The organism is Cerasicoccus frondis, from assembly GCA_031296915.1.
GTDB classification, from domain to species: domain Bacteria; phylum Verrucomicrobiota; class Verrucomicrobiia; order Opitutales; family Cerasicoccaceae; genus Cerasicoccus; species Cerasicoccus frondis.
Genome location: JAVDPC010000004.1, coordinates 17,868 through 34,449, shown reverse-complemented (window position 1 = coordinate 34,449; position 16,582 = coordinate 17,868). Strand labels below are relative to the sequence as shown.

Here is a 16,582-nt window from a genome sequence, read left to right as displayed (position 1 = left end):
GATTTTATTCAGTAGCAAGTGAAGACATGAGCGCACAGCTCAGCGAACTGCGCAGCCCCTTGCGCAAGTTCTCAATACCCCCACCTTGAATTGAAAGGCCCCATCATGACCCCGTCTCATTCTCGCTTTGCCTGGTTCAAAGCTGTTGTCCGCGTCGCCTTGTTTACAGGCTGCCTCTCAGCGCAGTCGCTTTGCGCATTTGATTACGAGGACGTGCCTGCAGATCGACTCCCGCCATCGGGCTGGGAAGATGTGCAATGGGCGGACCCGGGCTCCTGGATCGCGATCGACGTAACGCAGTGGGGCATGATTCCCAATGACCACAGCGTCGATATCATCGACAAGGTGAACGACATTTTTGCGGCCTATCCTACAGGCAACTTACTGTTGGAATTTCCTGCAGGCGTTTTCAAGGTTTACAGCGACATGGTGATGAGCCGCGACAACGTGCGCTTGCGTGGGCAGGGCTCCGGTTCGACGGAGATCATCATCAGTATGTCGTCCACGAGCGTTGGCGGCGTTAGTTTTCTGGGCGGTGGATTCGTTGGCAGTGCAATTGCCGTGACGAATTCCCCGGTCATGGGCGCCGACCATGTCTATGCGGACGACACGACTTTGGATGTCGGGGACTTTGTGCAGCTTTACCTGGAGGACGATCCTTACGGCGCGCACGACAATAGTGGCAACTACTTCTATGGGCAGATTTTTGAAATAACGAACATCGACCGAGCAGAGCATAAAATCTTTTTTGACCAAAAGCTGGGGCTCGATTTTCCCGCAGACTATCTGCCGCATTTGCAGGAGATCGACATGCTGCAGAACGTTGGCATCGAGCAAATGAAAGTCCGTCGAGCCAGACACAATGACGATGGCTCTTTCGGCGTCGACAATATCTCGATGCGCTACGTGAACAACGGTTACGTGAAGCAAGTTGAGTCCAAGAACAGCTCCAATACGCACATTGCGTTTAAGTACTGCATCAATGTCATTGCGGAAGAGAACGACGTGCACGACTCGTTTCTCTATGATGGCGGTTATGGCTACGGCATTGTCGCTAACTTATGCACGACCAAAGCGCGCATCAGCAACAACAAGCTTTGGAATTTGCGTCACCATGTTTTGCTGCAAAAGGGAGCGAACCACTGTGTGATTAGTTATAACTCGTTGGAGCCAGACTTTATCAACAACACCAACAGCCTTTGCCTGCATGGTCATTTTCCCCACAACAACCTGATGGAGGGCAACATGCTTCACCAAGGCTTGGCGGACAATGCCTGGGGCGCCAATGGGCCAGCCAATACCTGGTTTCGCAACTATGCGACCGAAGAGGTGGGCGCGATCAATCAAGATACGCACGACCAGAATTTAATCGGCAACATCCTGAAAACCATCTGGGCGCAGGGAACCAATCACTACCTGGGCGCCAATCAATATGAAAGCGGTTGGGTTAACTGGGGAGACATCAGTTCGGTCGCGGTCTTGCCAGAGTCGCTTTACCTCGCGGTGGAGCCTGCATTTATGTCGGGCTATGATTGGCCGGTCTATGGGCCGGATGTGTCGAGCTGGGGCATTCAGAATGTGCTTCCCGCCTATGATCGTTAGAATTCAACAGTTAGAATTTTGCCTAAATTGACACCCTCATCCAGATATGGAATACTCTTTACCAATGAAGCCCCACTCCCCCAAGAACAGTATAGGCGCGCACTCCGGGTTTACACTGTTAGAGTTATTGACAGTCATTGCGATCTTTACCCTGCTGGTTGTGATTCTCTTTCCGGTCTACCAGCGGGTGGAAGAGCGGGCTGATGCAGCCAAGTGCTCAGTTAACATGCGCTCGATTGGCGCTGCCTTCAATGCCTATGCGGCTGACAACAATGGTTATTTCCCGGCCGCCCGCCTGCACCCGCGAGCCAATCCAGATCTCGGACCTCAGAATGAAAATGGGCACTGGGAAACGGAGATCGCCGAGTATGTTGGCTACAACATCCGGCAGATTGCCGGAGAAGACGGCGAGGTAACGCTGGCAATTTGCCCGCATGGCCGCACTGGCATGAATGGCAATGTGGCCAACCGAACTATAGATAAAGATTCGAGCGACAGCACCAGTAGCGCCCTTGATTACAAAACGCCGGTCGCCTTAGTCACAGACCCGAGCAACGTGCTGCTGTTGGGAGATGCAGATGACTATCACTGCAGTGTTTGGAAAAACATGAAGCCAGATGAGGAAACAGATGAGTTTCAATCGGGTGATCCCATCCGCCATCTGAGTAAAGCGAATTACTTGTTTGTGGATGGGCATGTGGAGCTACTGAGCTTGGACGAAGTGCTGCAAGTCATCGCTCGCGGTCGTGGCAATTTGTAAAACGCTTAGGGCCGTTGGTTTAAACCTTTGAACATCGATAAATTAAGATATGATGAATTATAGTTTTACGAAATCCTGCTTGATGAGTTCATTGTTGCTGATGTTGGGCAATGTCCTGCAGGCGTCTGCGCCGTATAACGGTGGTTTTGAAGATGGCCTGGATGGGTGGCTGGTTGGTGACGCCATGAGCGAAGCGACGGCTGATGCTGCACATTCAGGAAAGCAAGGGCTTCGTGTGGTGGATAACGATAAGCAACACGGATCGGGCCTGCATAGCGGTCGCTATGCGGTGAGGGCGGGGCAGGAGATCACGGTGTCCTTTGACGCCAAAGCCGACGCCAATTTCCTCGGCGTATACATCTGGCCAGTCGATGCGAACGACAAGCTTGTCGGCAATGGAAAAAGTCGTGGCAACGGCATTGAAAGCGTTGCAGTGAAAAGTGGCGACGGCAGTTGGAAGCACTATTCGGTGTCGCAGGTGATGCCAGAGGGCGCCGTTGCTTTTTCGATCTGGGTTCATTCCTGGAGCTCCGCCACTGGCACGTCGTGGCTGGATAATTTTGAAATCACTGGGTTGGCTGAAGGTGCGCAACCATTGCAACGCTTGGAAGAGATGCAGGCGGCTTCTCAGGCTGCGATCCAGCGCAATGAGGCGCGCTTGGCAAAAATTGCCAAACAGGAGCAAATCCCGGAGACGTTGCCTGAGCGCGCTCAGCCGCCGGTCATTATTCTAAAGCTGGATGACCTGCGCCAAATCGATGGTCAGGCGCATCACTTGTGGACGAAGGTTTCGGATTATATGACGAAGCGTAATATCAAACACGGCATCGGCATCATCACCGAAACACTGGAGGTCGCATCGCCGGACTACATTGAGTGGATTCAGCAGCGGCAGGAATCCGGTCTGGTGGAAATTTGGTTTCATGGCTGGGATCATGGCGTGTGGAAAGATGCAGATGGCCGCAAGCGCAGTGAATTCTCTGGTCGTTCCGAGGCGGAGCAGCATGAGCGCTTCGCTAAGTCGCAGGCGCTCGCCAAGGAGAAGCTCGGCTTTGCATTGCAAACCTTTGGACCCGGGGGCGGAGGCTCGGGCGCGCACCAGGATGAAGCAACCGCTAAGGCAATGGCCGAAGATCCCGACATGCGGGTTTGGTTGTATCCATCGCCCATTGATGAAATGGGCCGCTCGCTCGCCGCTGAGGGCAAGGTGACGGTACTGGACCGTGTCTGGGCGGTGAATTTGGAAGCTTCAGTTGGCCAACCCAATTATAAGCGATTCGTTGCGGGTTATGCGAAGAACTCGGACCGCGAATATTTTGTTCTCCAAGGCCACCCGATGCATTGGGGCGGCGCCCGCTGGAGTGAGTTCGAAAAGATCATCGATTTCCTGGTCGAGCAAGAGGCGGTCTTCATGACGCCTGCCGAGTATGCCGCCAGCCTCGATGGAAAGCCCGCACAACAAGTCGCCCAACGTTAACCCAATTCTACTTTACCCAACCCTGAAATATACAAACCAAAGTAATACCAATGAATAAGATGAAAAAGACCACATTCGCTCTGCTCGCCACCCCTGCTGTATTCAGCCTCGCTAGTGCAGGTGTGATCAACGACGCTAACTACACGAACGATTTCACTTCGTCTGCGAGTGACTTCACCACTACAGCGCCAGCCACTGCAACTTGGTCGCTTGATACTGGTGCCGGCACGTTTGGTTATGTGGATGAGGTGTCTGGGGACTATTTGGCGGCGGTCCAGAATACATTCTATGGCGGCTCTGCCGAAACAGCTGAATCCTTCACACTTAGCGGTACCGTATACTACCCGGGGCCAGATGGTCCGGGGTCCAGCGATCAACTAGGCATGTTTTTCCTGGGTGACGCCAATGACCCGACGAACGCTTATCATTTTTATTTGAGGGGCGTGCAGTCTAATGGATTTTCCGTGTTTCTAGCGAAAGAGGTTGGAGATGTGTTGACGACGCTGGATGCTGATGGCGATGGAAGCCACGAGCTGCGTGACTACATCGGATATGACATTAGCTATGATATAACTGCCACCTATAGTGGTGGAGAGTTGAGCATCGCAGCGACATTTACTTCGGATCGGGATAGTGATAGTTACACATTGAACTACACGGACAGCGATCCATTGACTGGAGACTTTTTCGGTATGTGGGGGAAGGAAACTATCAGCGGTCGAGATGAGGGAGCTGAGTGGAATAATTTCTCCATGCAAAACGTGCCCGAGCCATCGACTTACGCCATGTTGGCTGGCTTTGCTGGTTTGGCGGTCGCATTTATTCGTCGCCGCAAGCGGTAGTATTTAGTTGTCGGCGCCTCGGCGGCGGCCTCGTAGCCAGTTGATCTTTAGCTACAGGGTAGTCTCATTCGTTTACTGAATGAGCGGGTAAATGGTTTGTATCTAAAGCGATGGCCTGAGGGCGGCGTCGGGGACGACAGCGTCCGAAATATGGGAATCATTATTAATGTTAGAAAAACGCGTAGTATTATTATTTGGCTTTTTGGCGATTGGGTTGACATCGGCGGTAGCAGAGGTTGCGGCGCCGGTTGATGCTTGGAGATCGGCCCTTTATCCTGAAGATTGGACGCCAGGATTCACCGACGCCGAGGGTAGGTTCCTGCACGATTTTTCTTATGCAGGATATCGCTATGGCATGGAGCCGCCGACCGATGTGCCCGGGCTTGTCTTTGACGTTACGCAGGCGCCTTATTATGCCGATGCAACAGGAGAGGAGGACGCAACGCTCGCGATTCAGGAGGCGCTTGACGACGCTGGCATTTCTGGCGGTGGCGTAGTGTATCTCCCACCGGGCATATACCGCGTGGCGCCGCAGGGAGACGCCGACGCGGCATTATACATGCGAGACAATGGAGTCGTGCTGCGGGGCGCCGGAACTGGGCAGACATTTCTCTTTAACGACGCGACCGACATGCGTGGAAAATATGTGATCTATGTCAACCCTCGGATGGCCACTTCGTGGAATGCCGATGGCGTAGATTATCCAGGCGTGTTGATCACTGCTGATTTGCCGAAGCCGACGAGGGAGATACCACTGGCGGATGTGCGTGGTTTGCAAGTGGGAGACGCGGTGGTGATTCGTAATGACCTGACGCAGCATTACATTGACTTGGTTGGTATGCACGGAAAGTGGGAGCCGGACCAGTCCCGTAATCGAACCTTGACCTACTATCGTCGCATTACGGACATCAATCCCGAGAAGAACACGGTTACGATCGACTTGCCCACACGCGGTTATCTTTACCGTGCAGACAATGCGCGCATCGTCGAAGTGAGTGGCGCGATGCTTGAAGAAGTTGGGCTCGAAGACTTTTCCATTGGCATGAAACAACAGCCCGGCGAAGGCGTGGAAATGATTGATTTCAGAAAGCCGGACACCATCGGCTATGCCGTGCATGGTTCAAAGGCGATCAACTTGAGCTATGTGGAAAACGGTTGGGTGCGCCGCGTAAACACTTATGCGCCGGAAGGCAATGATCCGGATATCCATGTGGTTTCCGGTGCATTAAAGCTTATGCGTTGTCGGTTGGTGACCGTGATGGATTGCGATCTACGTTTCCCCCAATACGAAGGCGAAGGAGGCAATGGCTATCTCTTCACGATGGCTGGTCAGGATAATTTGGTGCGTGACTGCTATGCGGAAAGTGGACGTCACAATTACAGCTTCGGCACCATGTCGGCGAGCGGCAATGTTATCTATAACTGTGTGGCTAAAGATGGACGTTTAGCCTCGGACTTTCACATGTTCGTTTCGTTGGCCAATCTACTGGACAACATTACCTGCGATGGCGACTTCCTGGAGGCGCGTGCGTTCCGGCCCTGGGGTGGCGCGACTATTCACGGCGTCACCACGACAGAGTCTGTCTTTTGGAATACGAACGGGCTGCGTTATTCGGATGAACGACCAGTGCTGGTTTACTCGCACCAGTATGATAATGGCTATGTGATTGGCACGCGTGGACCAGCTGATGCGGTAGACTCGACTGACTTCGTTGAGGGCGTGGGACAGGGGGATTCGCTCGTTCCACAGTCGTTGTATGTCGATCAAGTGCATCGTCGCTTAAGCTCTAAGCAGTGATGTTTGGCTGGTCCAGCAAGTGATCGATCAGGGGGCGCTTTATGTGGATTGAATACGTAACGCTGGGGCTTTACCTGCTCATTCTCATGGTGGTTGGCGCGTTGTTTTCGCGACTCAATCGGAATATCAGCGACTTCGCTCGTGGCGGCGCCCAAGGTGCGTGGTGGATGGTTGGAACCAGCATGTTTATGTCCGGCATCAGCGCCTTTACGTTTACTGGCAATGCTTCAGCAGCTTTCTCCGCCGGTCCGACGTTCATGGTCATCTACGTGGCGAACTGTGTAGGGCTGCTGTTGTGCGTTTGGCTGGGGCCGTGGTTTCGACAAACGCGCGCTACTACCTGGGCCGATATTATGCGCGAACGTTTCCACGTAAGTGTGGAGCAATTTAGCGCCTATTTTGCTTTGCTGATTCATCCCATCGGCGCGGCGACACAGCTTTATGCGTTGGCAATTTTTACCAGCTCGATCTTAAACGTGCCTACAACCTGGGTGATCGTTGTGCTCGGGGTGATCGTTTTGTTTTACTCAACAACCGGTGGACGCTGGGCGGTGATGGCGACTGATTTTGTGCAAGGATTGATCCTCTTTGCGCTCACGGTTCTGGTGTTCTTTTTGGCGCTTCATAAAGTGGGGGGCATTGGTGAATTCTTCGCGTATTTTCAGGACCCCCGGTTTGCCGAAGATTTTAAATGGATCAAAGAGCCCGGCGCATTTCCGGATGACAAGTTCACTTGGAAATGGGTGATCATGGTCTTTATTCTGCAGCTTCAAGGCTACATCAATCTTGGAACCGCGGGGCGCTTCCTGTCGGTTAAGGACAGCAAGAGCGCACGCTGGTCGGCAATGCTTGCAACGGTGTTGATGTTCATTGGATCAATTGTGTGGTTCTTGCCGCCGATGGTGGCGCGCTTTGTTTATGGTGACGAAGTTTTGGCGCAGGCGGTGAAGGAGCCAGCGACTGCGAGCTATGCGGTGGTCGCGCAAAACCTGCTGCCCAATGGCTTGATGGGGCTGATGCTTGCGGCCATGCTTGCGGCTACGATGAGCAGTATGGATACGGGGCTTAACAACACCTCGGGAGTCATCGTCAACAATATGATTCCACGCGTGCGCGAGTGGATGGGCTTGAAGGCAATCAGCGACCGAACCGGGCTGATGCTTTGTCGTGTTTTCACCGTGCTGCTTGGTGTGTACATCATCGCCGTGGCGCTGATGCTTGCATTGCAGAAAGAGCTCTCCCTGTTTGACGCGTATCTGATGATATCCGCAGTGGTCGGTTTGCCGCTGGGCATGCCGGTATTGTTAGCCTTGTGGATTAAGCGCCTGCACTGGTGGTCTTACTACATCATCATCGCGTTGGCGCTGATTCCATCCGTTTACTTTGTGATACAAAGTTCATTGTTCAATCAGACCTGGACGATTCAGGATCGGCTGATCTGGATTTATTTATTCAGCGTCATCGGCTGCTTGATCAGTCTGCCCTTATGGCGATTTGCTTCGGCGGAATATCGTGAGCAGGTCAGAGGGTTTTATGAGAAAATGCATCGTCCGGTAGACTTCGCACAAGAGGTCGGGCAATCGCAGGATGCGGTGCAGTATAAAGTTTTAGGGGGTGTGTCCATTGTGCTTGGAAGTGGGATACTGCTTTTCCTGCTCATGCCCAACACGCTTGGCGCTCGGCTGCAAATCGTGGCGCTCGGTGGATCGGTGGTGGCGATTGGCGTCGCGCTTACGTTGGCGGGGCGTCGGGTCGCACGAGCTGAGAAGTCAAATAATGGATAGAATGGACATGTTACTCATTTCAACAGGTAGAATAAATTTGTCGGCTCAGTCTGTTTACGCAGGCGCTTTACCGCTTATGATGATGCATAATGGAATCCGATTCAGCTAGCATTGAGCCGCGCAGTCTGGCTGCTGCGCTCGACCCCGAGCATGTGCTCTTCGTCATGACGCCTGAAGAGCGGCAATTGTTTTTGCCGGATTGCGATGATCGTTTTGCCGCAGATGCGCGTAAGACCTGGGTGAACGCCAAGGTGATGAGCGCGCGTGAATGGGCTGAGACTTTACGCGAGCTGAGACCAACGGTGTTGGTGACGGCCTGGAGTTGCCCCAAAATTCCGGTGAGCTGGGCTTTGGCGGATGACTGTCCACTTAAGTATGTTTGCAGCGTTACAGGATCGGTAAAGCCACGTATTCCGAGAGTAGTTCTGGAGAAAGGAGTTTTGGTTAGTAATTGGGGGAATATAATCAGTTATACGATAGCGGAGCATGCGCTCTTAATGGTGCTTTCCTGTTTGCGTAACGTTGGGCACTGGCCCGCACTTATAGCTGAACCGCAGCCAATGTTTGCGATGATGCCGCGAATGAAAACGCGCAGCTTACGCGGGAAGCGAGTGGGGTTGCATGGTTTTGGCGCGATTGCGCGCGAGCTGGCGTCTATGCTCAAGCCACATCAGGTCAGGCTATCATCCTGGTCGCAGGGAGTTCCATCTGCGCTCTTCGCGGAGCATGGCGTGCGTCGTAGTGAAAGCTTGGCTGAGCTATTTGCCACGAGTGACATCCTCATTGAATGCGAGGGGCTCAATGATCTCAGTCGTGGTTCCGTAACGGAGTCCCTGCTGCGAACAATGCCGGCTGAAGCGGTGTTTGTGAATATCGCCCGGGGGCACTTGGTGGAAGACGAGTCGGCCCTGGCGGCTCTGGCGTCGGAAGGGCGCATTCGTGTGGCGTTGGATGTGTTTCATACCGCACACCTCGCTGCGCATTCTCCGTTGAGAACGTCGGAGAATATCCTGCTCTCGCCGCATGTGGCGGGGCCAACTTGGGACACGTATCCCTTGCTGGGGGAACAAGCCATGACCAACATCGAAAAATACCTGAACGGCGAAACTCCTGATAACGTCGTGACTCTGGAAATCTACGACCGCTCAACTTAGTGCAATTCTACGACTTAATCTTGGCGTTTTTTCTACGGGCTGTCTGAGCGGGTTGGGAGTTCTGTGGACGAAGTGTTTTGCCGGGTCGCATTTGCCCTTCGACGAGGACGCGCACCGGGCTTTCGGGCAGACCTAATTCATTGCGCTGAAGCATGCCAATGACCATGTCCACCGCTTTTTGCCCAATGAGAAAATCATTCTGGTAAATACCGGAAATAACCTCGTCGTTGTCATTGAGAAACGGCGAGGCAAAGCCGATCGTTTCTGGAATTTTAACGCCGATTTTTTTGAGCCGTTCATAGACGCGGTGATGGGAAATAATCACGTCCGGCTGTTCTGCTTTAACCCACTTTTTGAGGTCGCTGTTATCGACCTTGTCCCAACGTTCCCACAGCGGCGGGATATGAGGGAGATCCGGCCGCTCGGCATGTAGGATGATCATGGCGTTGTTCCAGGCGTTTTCGACCTTGGCGTTCCAGTCTTCCGGCACACAGAGGCCGATGCGGCGGTAGCCCAGCTCAAGCACATGCTGGAGGAGTCGGTTGATCGTATGGCTTTGATGATTCGTCACCAAATCCAGTACCGGAGGCTGCATGCTGTGGCCGAAAGTGACGGCGGACAAGTCAGCGAAATTAAGATCGAGGTAGGTTCCCTGCTTGGGCTGGGGAGCAATGAGCGCGCCTTGGATGTTCCGCGCGCGGAGCACGCGGTGGAGTTTGGCAATGCTCATTTCCGGCTCGCGAATCCAGAACTCTTCAATCTGGTAGCCGCGTTGTTTGCCTCGGTCGATAGCGCCCAAGTAGTATTGCAGGAATTCACCAGAGCCGTATAGGCTGTCTGGGCTAGGCCAGTTATGAATCCAGGCAATCGTCGCCTGATACTGCACCGGCTGTTTGGTTTGGCGATAGGCGTTGAGCGCCGCAAGCATGGGATCGGGCACGTAACCCATTTCCTTGGCCAGCTTTTGCACTTTCTGGCGGGTGCTTTCCTTGAGGCGTGGGCTGTTGCGGAGCGCCAGGCTGACGGTGGTGAAATGGATGCCGGCCTTTTCGGCTATTTCACGAATCGTGACACGCGGTTTCATGCGATCAGAGGGGGATAGGGGAGTTGTTATCAGCGTTGAGGCGCGCGGTAATGAACTTCTTTGAAAGTCTGGTTGGACTAGGCTGGGCCCAGTATTTCCAGGATGTAGGGCGTGCAGGCGCCCTTGGTGATGCGCTTTTCAATGACTTTAAATTTCGCGCCAGTCTGGTAGTCGTAGTCTGGCAGATCCTGCCGCGAATAAGGCGTTATGCGGCCATCGATCAGGAAGCGCACTTGCTCCGCGTCGGAATCGGAAACAACGGCGATGCCGGGCGTGTCGTTGTACTCACATGGGCCGCCTACCAGTTGCGCTGGCGGTGGCGGCGCTTGTTCGGACTGGTTGGTCTTGCAGGCGGTGAGCAGCGTTGCGGCGCTCGCAATCAGGAAGCAGTGGCGAAAGAGTTGCATGGCTCCAAAATGGCGCCGTGCAGATGAGGGGTCAAGCCGTCGATTACGGCGCGTCCTCGTGTTGACTGTCGTGCACCCACGCGACGTAGTTCGACGAACCAGCGTCCGCATGAGTTACGATCCACTGCGGTGTGTCATAGGGATGTAGCGTAACAAGCGCTTCGTGGACCGCTTTTTCGCGGGCGGCGGAAAACTTGAGCACCAGCCGGAATTCTTCTTCCTGGCAGATCTCGCCTTGCCAACGGTAGATCGAGGTGACCGGCCCAGTTATCTGCGCACAGGCCACGAGACGTTTTTCCACGAGCGCGCGACCTATCTGTTCAGCAAGCTCGCGGCTCGGCGTGGTGCTCCAGCCAATGGCGATGGGTTCAGGCGTCAACATGATCAATTGCTATGACAATTACGCTGGTTCGTCTATGCTCAAGTCGGGTCGCAAAAAAGCGCCGGCATGATACCGGCGCTTGTGTAGAAGCCAATGAAGGAAACCTGCCTGCTTATGCTTCGGCGAGTTCGGGCTGTTCGGCGAGCCAGCGCTCGGCCTCGATGGCGGAGCGGCAACCCATGCCAGCGGCGGTGATCGCCTGGCGGTAGACGTGGTCCGAGCAGTCGCCAGCCACGTAGAGACCGGGGATTTCGGTGTGCACGCCGCTCTCGTGATCGCTGACGATGTAGCCTTCGTCGTCGAGCTTGAGGACGCCCGCAGCAAAGCTGGTGTTCGGGATGTGGCCAATGGCGATGAAAAAGCCCTTGGCTTCGATCTCCGAGACTTCGCCCGTCTTCACGTTCTTGACGCGCACGGCGTTCATCATGCCATCGCTATCAGCGAGCACTTCCTCGGCCACGGTGTCCCATACGCATTCGATCTTGGCGTGGGCAACCGTGCGATCGGCCATGACCTTCGATGCACGCAGTTCGTCGCGACGATGCAGGAGGTAGACCTTCGATGCAAAGCGGGTCAGAAAGAGCGCTTCTTCGCAAGCGGTGTCGCCGCCGCCCACGACGACGACGTCCATGTTGCGGTAGAAGGCCCCGTCGCAAGTTGCGCAGGTGGTGACGCCCTTGCCGCCCCACAGTTCCTTTTCGCCTGGAATGTCCAGCAGGCGCGGACGTGCGCCGGTGGCGATGATGACCGTGCGGGCTTTGTAAACCTTGCCGCTTTCGGCGGTGAGGATCTTCACGCCGTCTTCGACTTCGATCTTGGCGATGAGGTCTTGCTCAAAACGGGCGCCAAAGCGGGTGGCTTGTTTGCGCATGTTGTCCATGAGCATGAAGCCGTCGATGCCTTCCGGGAAGCCTGGGAAATTTTCCACTTCGGAGGTGGTGGTCAACTGACCGCCGGGCTGGGAACCTTCGAGGAGCAGGGGCTCCAGATTGGCGCGCGCGGTGTAAATGGCGGCGGTGAGGCCGGCGCAGCCTGTGCCCAAAATGATTACGTTTTCCATGAGATGTTAAAGCTAAGTGTGAATGCCAAATTTGCCAGCGCGGCCTGCTGGTTTGTTGGGCTGCGCTGTAACTTTTAAAAAAGGGCCGGGGCGGCATTTATCCGCCCCAGCCGGGTTGAAATCAAGCTTTACTTGCTCAGGAAGGTCGAAACGCCTTCGTGGGAAGGAGTCATGGCGTCGGCGCCTTTTTCCCAGTTGATTGGGCAAACTTCGCCGTGTTCTTCGAAGTGCTGCAGCGCATCGACCATGCGGAGCGCTTCCTTGATGGAGCGACCCAGCGGAAGGTCGTTGACGACCTGGTGGCGGACGACGCCTTCCTTGTCGATCAGGAACAAGCCGCGGTAGGCGACGAGTTCGCCGGATGCGACGAGGTTGCCTTCGACGTCGATGTCGTATTCGCCGGTCAGCACGTCGTAGGCGGAGGAAATCGTCTTGTTGGTGTCAGCCACGAGCGGGTATTTGACGCCTTCGATGCCGCCGTTGGTGCGGGGGGTGTTGACCCAGGCCCAGTGGCAGAATTCGGTGTCCGTCGATACGCCGATGACTTCGGTGTCGCGGTCGTGGAAGGACTGGAGCTCATTTTGGAAGGCGATGATCTCGGTTGGGCAGACGAAAGTGAAGTCCTTCGGGTAGAAGAACAGAACGACGTACTTCTTACCGAGGAACTGATCCAGCGTGAAGCTTTCGACGATCTGGCCGTTGACGACAGCCTGTGCGTTAAAGTTTGGTGCTTTCTTACCGACTAATACGGGCATGATTACAGATAGTTATATTGCTTGTTCTGAGAGATGTCAGGAACAGGCATGGCGATGCCCAGCCCCTGACTGCGAAAAGTTATAGCTGGAAAATCGCTATTCGTGAAATATATTGTTCCTATCGTTTTGATAGGTGTTGCCTATGTGGGATTCTGGTTATTAGTTAATGGAAGAATTTCTTTTAGGCAGAAGGGAGATGGGAGAAGGCAGAAGGCGTCGAGATGGAATAAAATTCGGTAATGAATGGCTTTGTCACTCCGCAGGCTTCATTGCAAACGGTCACGACTCCATCTTTTCCCTTCTGCCTTCTCCCATCTCCCTTCTGCCTCTAAAAAACACCACCATGGAAATGCATCAACTGCGCTATTTTACCGCCGTGGCGAGGACGGGCAACTTCACTCGCGCGGCGGAGCAGTGCCACATCGCGCAACCTTCGCTGTCGCAGCAAATCCGTAAGCTAGAGGAAGAGTTGGACGAAAAGCTCATCCTGCGATTGCCGGGTGGCAAATCGCGTCTCACGCCCGCCGGGGAAATTCTCCTCACGCGCGCAAACCGCATCCTTGCAGAGGCGCAGAGCGCGGTGGAGGAACTGCGTGATCGTCAAAAGGTCATCAGCGGCGCTGTTCGCCTGGGCGCGATTCCGACTGTCGCGCCGTTCCTGATCCCGGAGGCGCTCTTGGCCTTCAATGAAGCGCATCCGCAGGTAGAACTCGTGGTTCACGAGGCGACGACGGAGCAACTGCTGGCGCAACTGGAGCGCAATGAGCTGGACTTTGTCATTGTCAGCCCGCCGCTATCAGGTGGGCCCTGGCAGGCGGAAACTCTTGGGCATGAAGAGCTATTTCTGGTGACGCCGGACGGCAACCATCACCTACAGCAGCGATCGCCGACGCTCGACGATTTGCGCGAAGAGGAGTTCATCTTGATGCGCGAGGGGCACTGCCTGACGGGCCAGGTGATGCGCTTTTGCAAGCTAGCCGAGTTCCGCCCGCGTGTGCGTTTCCTCAGCGCGCAGGTGGAGACGCTCAAGGCGCTGATTCGCTCCGGCGCCGGGGTGTCGCTCTTGCCCGCCATGGCGTTGGGCGATGTTTCGCCGGACAGCGGGTTGCACGTTATTCAGTTTCAGGAGCCGCCGCCACAGCGTGAAATTGTCTTCGCTTCGTTGCCCGACTTCCCTTTACCGCTGGCGGCGAGGGAGTTCCAATTGCATCTGCGCAATGTCTTCAATCAACGCACTCAAGTCATGCCGGAAAAACCAAAGAAGATCGCTGAGAAGAAGCCCAAAAAGCCCAGTGAAAAACTCGTCACCGCCAACAAGCCGCCTTTGCGCGGCAAGCGTAAGAACCGGAATTGAGCTGGGCTGGTTCGGCATGCCTCTCACCCCGTTGTTGCTGGGGGAGACGCGAGTCAAGCTTGCCGTTTAACGACGGCGCTTGAGCAAGGTGATGCAGAGTCCCAATGCGCCAGCGAGGAGCGCGTAGGTGGAGGGCTCGGGCACTGCGTTGATGCTGAGCTGGGGTACCTGACCGCTGGCCGCTTCCGATGAGTTAAACACGCGGGCGAACTTATTCTGAGTCGACTGGTAGAGGATGAATGTGAGCATGTTATTCGTATCCGCGTTGGCGAAGCTCAGCATCTCGGCGCTGGTGAAACTGATATTCTGCGCGCCGCTGGTGCTGAATGAACCCAGGTCCAGCAGGTTTGTTTTGTTCAGGCCACCGTCGTTGAGTGGGGCATTGGTCGTGGCGGCATAGGCGGATGTATTGAAGGTGTAGGTGCTCTGATCGAAGAATTCATCGGCTCCCAGATCGGGCACTCCATAGACGACGAAGTCTGCGGCGTCTCCGCTGATCTGCTCGAGCGCGAGCGAGATCGTGGTGAAGGGCTTACTCTCGCTGGAAATGTCAAACCGCATGATGGCCCAGCGGTCATCTGCCTTGGGTAAGCCAAAGGTGCCTCCGTCATTGGCAGTTTCAAATGTGGCGTCTCCGCCATAGACAGTATCGGGGTTGCGCAGGTAGACGTAGGTGTCGGCGGTCGCATCGATGACTACGCCGGAAACGGCATTGGCGACACACAAGGTCGCAGCAACGAGGGTAAGCTTCGTGAGGTGCATTGTATTCTTCGGGGGTTAGAGGCGTGAGGCGCCTGTATTAGGGTTTCTTTAATTTACTAATAATTACCTGGCTTGGCAAAGATATTTTAACCAACCGTGCAACGGGTAACCGTGCGAAAAGAGGGGGCGAGGGCCCCTCAAGAGCTTGGCCGTTTACCTGCCGGAGGCGCAGAGGAATCGGCGGATGAGCTCTTCCAGTTCCGGCGCGTCGATGAGGAACGAATCGTGGCCGAGATCGCTGTCGATTTCTGCATAGGTGGCGTGCTTGCCGCAGCGGAGCAGCGCTTGGGCGATCTTCCGGTTTTGGTGTGGCGGGAAGAGCCAGTCCGTCTTGAAGCCGATGACGAGCGTTTTGCAGGCAACAATCTTCAGCAGGTCTTCGAGCCTGCCGTTGTCCCCATATAGGTCGAAGCGGTCGAGCGCCTTGGTGAAATACAGGTAGGTATTGGCGTCGAAGCGATTGACGAAGCTCTTGCCCTGGTAGCGCAGGTAGCTTTCCACTTCGAATTCGATGTCAAAGAGCTCGCGGGCGTCGGAAGAGCGCTTCCGGCGTCCAAATTTATCATCCATGCCGCGGTCGGACAGGTAGGTGATGTGGGCCATCATGCGGGCAATGGCCAGGCCGACGTGGGGGCCTTGGCCGTCGCCATAATCGCCGCCACGCCATTCCGGGTCTTGCATAATGGCGCTGCGGCCCACCTCGTTAAAGGCGATGGCTTGCGCATTTTGCCGGGCGGTGGTGGCCATGGGCAGCGCCAGGCTGAGGGCGTCCGGGTATTCGATCATCCACTGGAGGACCTGCATGCCGCCCATGGAGCCGCCGACCACGGCGTGCAGCTTTTCGATGCCCAAGTGCTCGACGAGCAGCTTTTGCGCGCGGACCATGTCGCGAATGGTGACCACGGGGAAATCCAGACTGTAGCGGCGTCCGTTCTCCGGGTTGATGCAGGCTGGGCCGGTGGAGCCTTGGCAGCCGCCGAGACAGTTCGAGCACACGACAAAGTATTCGTTGGTGTCGATGGGCTTGCCGGGGCCGATCATGGAATTCCACCAGCCGGTCTTGCGGTCGTTGAGATCATGAACGCCGGCGGCGTGGTGGTCGCCGCTGAGGGCGTGACAGATCAGGATCGCATTGGTCTTTTGCGCATTGAGTCGGCCGTAGCTCTCGTAACGCAGGGTAAAGCCCGGCAGGACGCCGCCGCCTTCGCAGGTGAAGGGCTGCTCGTGGACATAGTCCTCCCAAGAGACGAGGCCGACCTCGCCCGAGGTGTCTTGTTCGAGAATGGCGGATGCGTCATTCATGCAAGCAGGACTGTTTAACCACGGACGCTGCGGCGCAAGTTCAATTCACCCAAGGCGAA

At 55.2% G+C, this 16,582-nt stretch carries 15 protein-coding genes; 8 read left to right on the top strand and 7 right to left on the bottom strand.

Going from position 1 to position 16,582, the window contains the following annotated elements; translation table 11 throughout:
• Positions 1 to 105 precede the first annotated feature (105 nt).
• The 7 genes from RBB63_RS04030 to RBB63_RS04000 all read left to right on the top strand — a co-directional run bounded on the left by RBB63_RS04030 (position 106) and on the right by RBB63_RS04000 (position 9,417).
• A complete protein-coding gene (locus RBB63_RS04030; protein WP_309381340.1) occupies positions 106 to 1,602 on the top strand; it encodes a hypothetical protein in 1,497 nt (498 codons plus the stop codon).
• A gap of 64 nt (positions 1,603 to 1,666) precedes the next feature.
• Positions 1,667 to 2,362, top strand: a complete 696-nt coding sequence (locus RBB63_RS04025) for a prepilin-type N-terminal cleavage/methylation domain-containing protein (protein ID WP_309381339.1) — start codon at positions 1,667 to 1,669, stop codon at positions 2,360 to 2,362.
• Between the two features lie 82 nt (positions 2,363 to 2,444).
• Positions 2,445 to 3,839: a carbohydrate binding domain-containing protein gene (locus RBB63_RS04020; protein ID WP_309381338.1), complete on the top strand. Its 1,395-nt coding sequence runs from the start codon at positions 2,445 to 2,447 to the stop codon at positions 3,837 to 3,839.
• Positions 3,840 to 3,889: 50 nt separating this feature from the next.
• Positions 3,890 to 4,681: a PEP-CTERM sorting domain-containing protein gene (locus RBB63_RS04015; protein WP_309381337.1), complete on the top strand. Its 792-nt coding sequence runs from the start codon at positions 3,890 to 3,892 to the stop codon at positions 4,679 to 4,681.
• Between the two features lie 166 nt (positions 4,682 to 4,847).
• Positions 4,848 to 6,479 (top strand): glycosyl hydrolase family 28-related protein, encoded by a 1,632-nt coding sequence (locus RBB63_RS04010; RefSeq protein WP_309381335.1) that lies wholly within the window; start codon positions 4,848 to 4,850, stop codon positions 6,477 to 6,479.
• Positions 6,480 to 6,520: 41 nt separating this feature from the next.
• A complete protein-coding gene (locus tag RBB63_RS04005) occupies positions 6,521 to 8,263 on the top strand; it encodes a sodium:solute symporter family transporter (protein WP_309381333.1) in 1,743 nt (580 codons plus the stop codon).
• 89 nt (positions 8,264 to 8,352) lie between these two features.
• Positions 8,353 to 9,417 carry a hydroxyacid dehydrogenase gene (locus RBB63_RS04000; protein WP_309381331.1) on the top strand — a complete coding sequence of 355 codons (1,065 nt, stop codon included), beginning with the start codon at positions 8,353 to 8,355 and terminating at the stop codon, positions 9,415 to 9,417.
• 7 nt (positions 9,418 to 9,424) lie between these two features.
• Here the strand turns inward: RBB63_RS04000 and RBB63_RS03995 are convergent, their stop codons facing one another.
• The 5 genes from RBB63_RS03995 to RBB63_RS03975 form a co-directional block, all read right to left on the bottom strand.
• Positions 9,425 to 10,501, bottom strand: a complete 1,077-nt coding sequence (locus RBB63_RS03995) for a LacI family DNA-binding transcriptional regulator (protein ID WP_309381329.1) — start codon at positions 10,499 to 10,501, stop codon at positions 9,425 to 9,427.
• 77 nt (positions 10,502 to 10,578) lie between these two features.
• On the bottom strand, positions 10,579 to 10,908 hold the full coding sequence (locus RBB63_RS03990; RefSeq protein ID WP_309381327.1) for a hypothetical protein: 330 nt from the start codon (positions 10,906 to 10,908) through the stop codon (positions 10,579 to 10,581).
• Positions 10,909 to 10,951: 43 nt separating this feature from the next.
• On the bottom strand, positions 10,952 to 11,290 hold the full coding sequence (cutA, locus tag RBB63_RS03985) for a divalent-cation tolerance protein CutA (RefSeq protein WP_309381325.1): 339 nt from the start codon (positions 11,288 to 11,290) through the stop codon (positions 10,952 to 10,954).
• Positions 11,291 to 11,402: 112 nt separating this feature from the next.
• A complete protein-coding gene (trxB, locus tag RBB63_RS03980) occupies positions 11,403 to 12,350 on the bottom strand; it encodes a thioredoxin-disulfide reductase (RefSeq protein ID WP_309381323.1) in 948 nt (315 codons plus the stop codon).
• Positions 12,351 to 12,478: 128 nt separating this feature from the next.
• Positions 12,479 to 13,105 carry a peroxiredoxin gene (locus RBB63_RS03975; RefSeq protein ID WP_309381321.1) on the bottom strand — a complete coding sequence of 209 codons (627 nt, stop codon included), beginning with the start codon at positions 13,103 to 13,105 and terminating at the stop codon, positions 12,479 to 12,481.
• A gap of 343 nt (positions 13,106 to 13,448) precedes the next feature.
• On the opposite strand from RBB63_RS03975, the gene RBB63_RS03970 reads away from it, so the two are divergent.
• Positions 13,449 to 14,459: a LysR family transcriptional regulator gene (locus tag RBB63_RS03970; protein WP_309381319.1), complete on the top strand. Its 1,011-nt coding sequence runs from the start codon at positions 13,449 to 13,451 to the stop codon at positions 14,457 to 14,459.
• Between the two features lie 66 nt (positions 14,460 to 14,525).
• Here the strand turns inward: RBB63_RS03970 and RBB63_RS03965 are convergent, their stop codons facing one another.
• Positions 14,526 to 15,221, bottom strand: a complete 696-nt coding sequence (locus tag RBB63_RS03965; RefSeq protein WP_309381317.1) for a DNRLRE domain-containing protein — start codon at positions 15,219 to 15,221, stop codon at positions 14,526 to 14,528.
• Between the two features lie 153 nt (positions 15,222 to 15,374).
• Positions 15,375 to 16,523, bottom strand: coding sequence for a homoserine O-acetyltransferase MetX (metX, locus tag RBB63_RS03960; RefSeq protein ID WP_309381315.1), 1,149 nt, complete (start codon positions 16,521 to 16,523; stop codon positions 15,375 to 15,377).
• Between the last annotated feature and the right edge of the window lie 59 nt (positions 16,524 to 16,582).

Coding starts and splice junctions, on each gene's coding strand:
- RBB63_RS03995 (WP_309381329.1), bottom strand. CDS start 10,501: ATGAAACCGCGTGTCACGATTCGTGAAATAGCCGAAAAGGCCGGCATC.
- metX (WP_309381315.1), bottom strand. CDS start 16,523: ATGAATGACGCATCCGCCATTCTCGAACAAGACACCTCGGGCGAGGTC.
- RBB63_RS04020 (WP_309381338.1), top strand. CDS start 2,445: ATGAGTTCATTGTTGCTGATGTTGGGCAATGTCCTGCAGGCGTCTGCG.
- RBB63_RS04030 (WP_309381340.1), top strand. CDS start 106: ATGACCCCGTCTCATTCTCGCTTTGCCTGGTTCAAAGCTGTTGTCCGC.
- RBB63_RS03975 (WP_309381321.1), bottom strand. CDS start 13,105: ATGCCCGTATTAGTCGGTAAGAAAGCACCAAACTTTAACGCACAGGCT.
- RBB63_RS04005 (WP_309381333.1), top strand. CDS start 6,521: ATGTGGATTGAATACGTAACGCTGGGGCTTTACCTGCTCATTCTCATG.
- RBB63_RS03990 (WP_309381327.1), bottom strand. CDS start 10,908: ATGCAACTCTTTCGCCACTGCTTCCTGATTGCGAGCGCCGCAACGCTG.
- RBB63_RS04025 (WP_309381339.1), top strand. CDS start 1,667: ATGAAGCCCCACTCCCCCAAGAACAGTATAGGCGCGCACTCCGGGTTT.
- cutA (WP_309381325.1), bottom strand. CDS start 11,290: ATGTTGACGCCTGAACCCATCGCCATTGGCTGGAGCACCACGCCGAGC.
- RBB63_RS03965 (WP_309381317.1), bottom strand. CDS start 15,221: ATGCACCTCACGAAGCTTACCCTCGTTGCTGCGACCTTGTGTGTCGCC.
- RBB63_RS04015 (WP_309381337.1), top strand. CDS start 3,890: ATGAATAAGATGAAAAAGACCACATTCGCTCTGCTCGCCACCCCTGCT.
- RBB63_RS04000 (WP_309381331.1), top strand. CDS start 8,353: ATGGAATCCGATTCAGCTAGCATTGAGCCGCGCAGTCTGGCTGCTGCG.
- RBB63_RS04010 (WP_309381335.1), top strand. CDS start 4,848: ATGTTAGAAAAACGCGTAGTATTATTATTTGGCTTTTTGGCGATTGGG.
- trxB (WP_309381323.1), bottom strand. CDS start 12,350: ATGGAAAACGTAATCATTTTGGGCACAGGCTGCGCCGGCCTCACCGCC.
- RBB63_RS03970 (WP_309381319.1), top strand. CDS start 13,449: ATGGAAATGCATCAACTGCGCTATTTTACCGCCGTGGCGAGGACGGGC.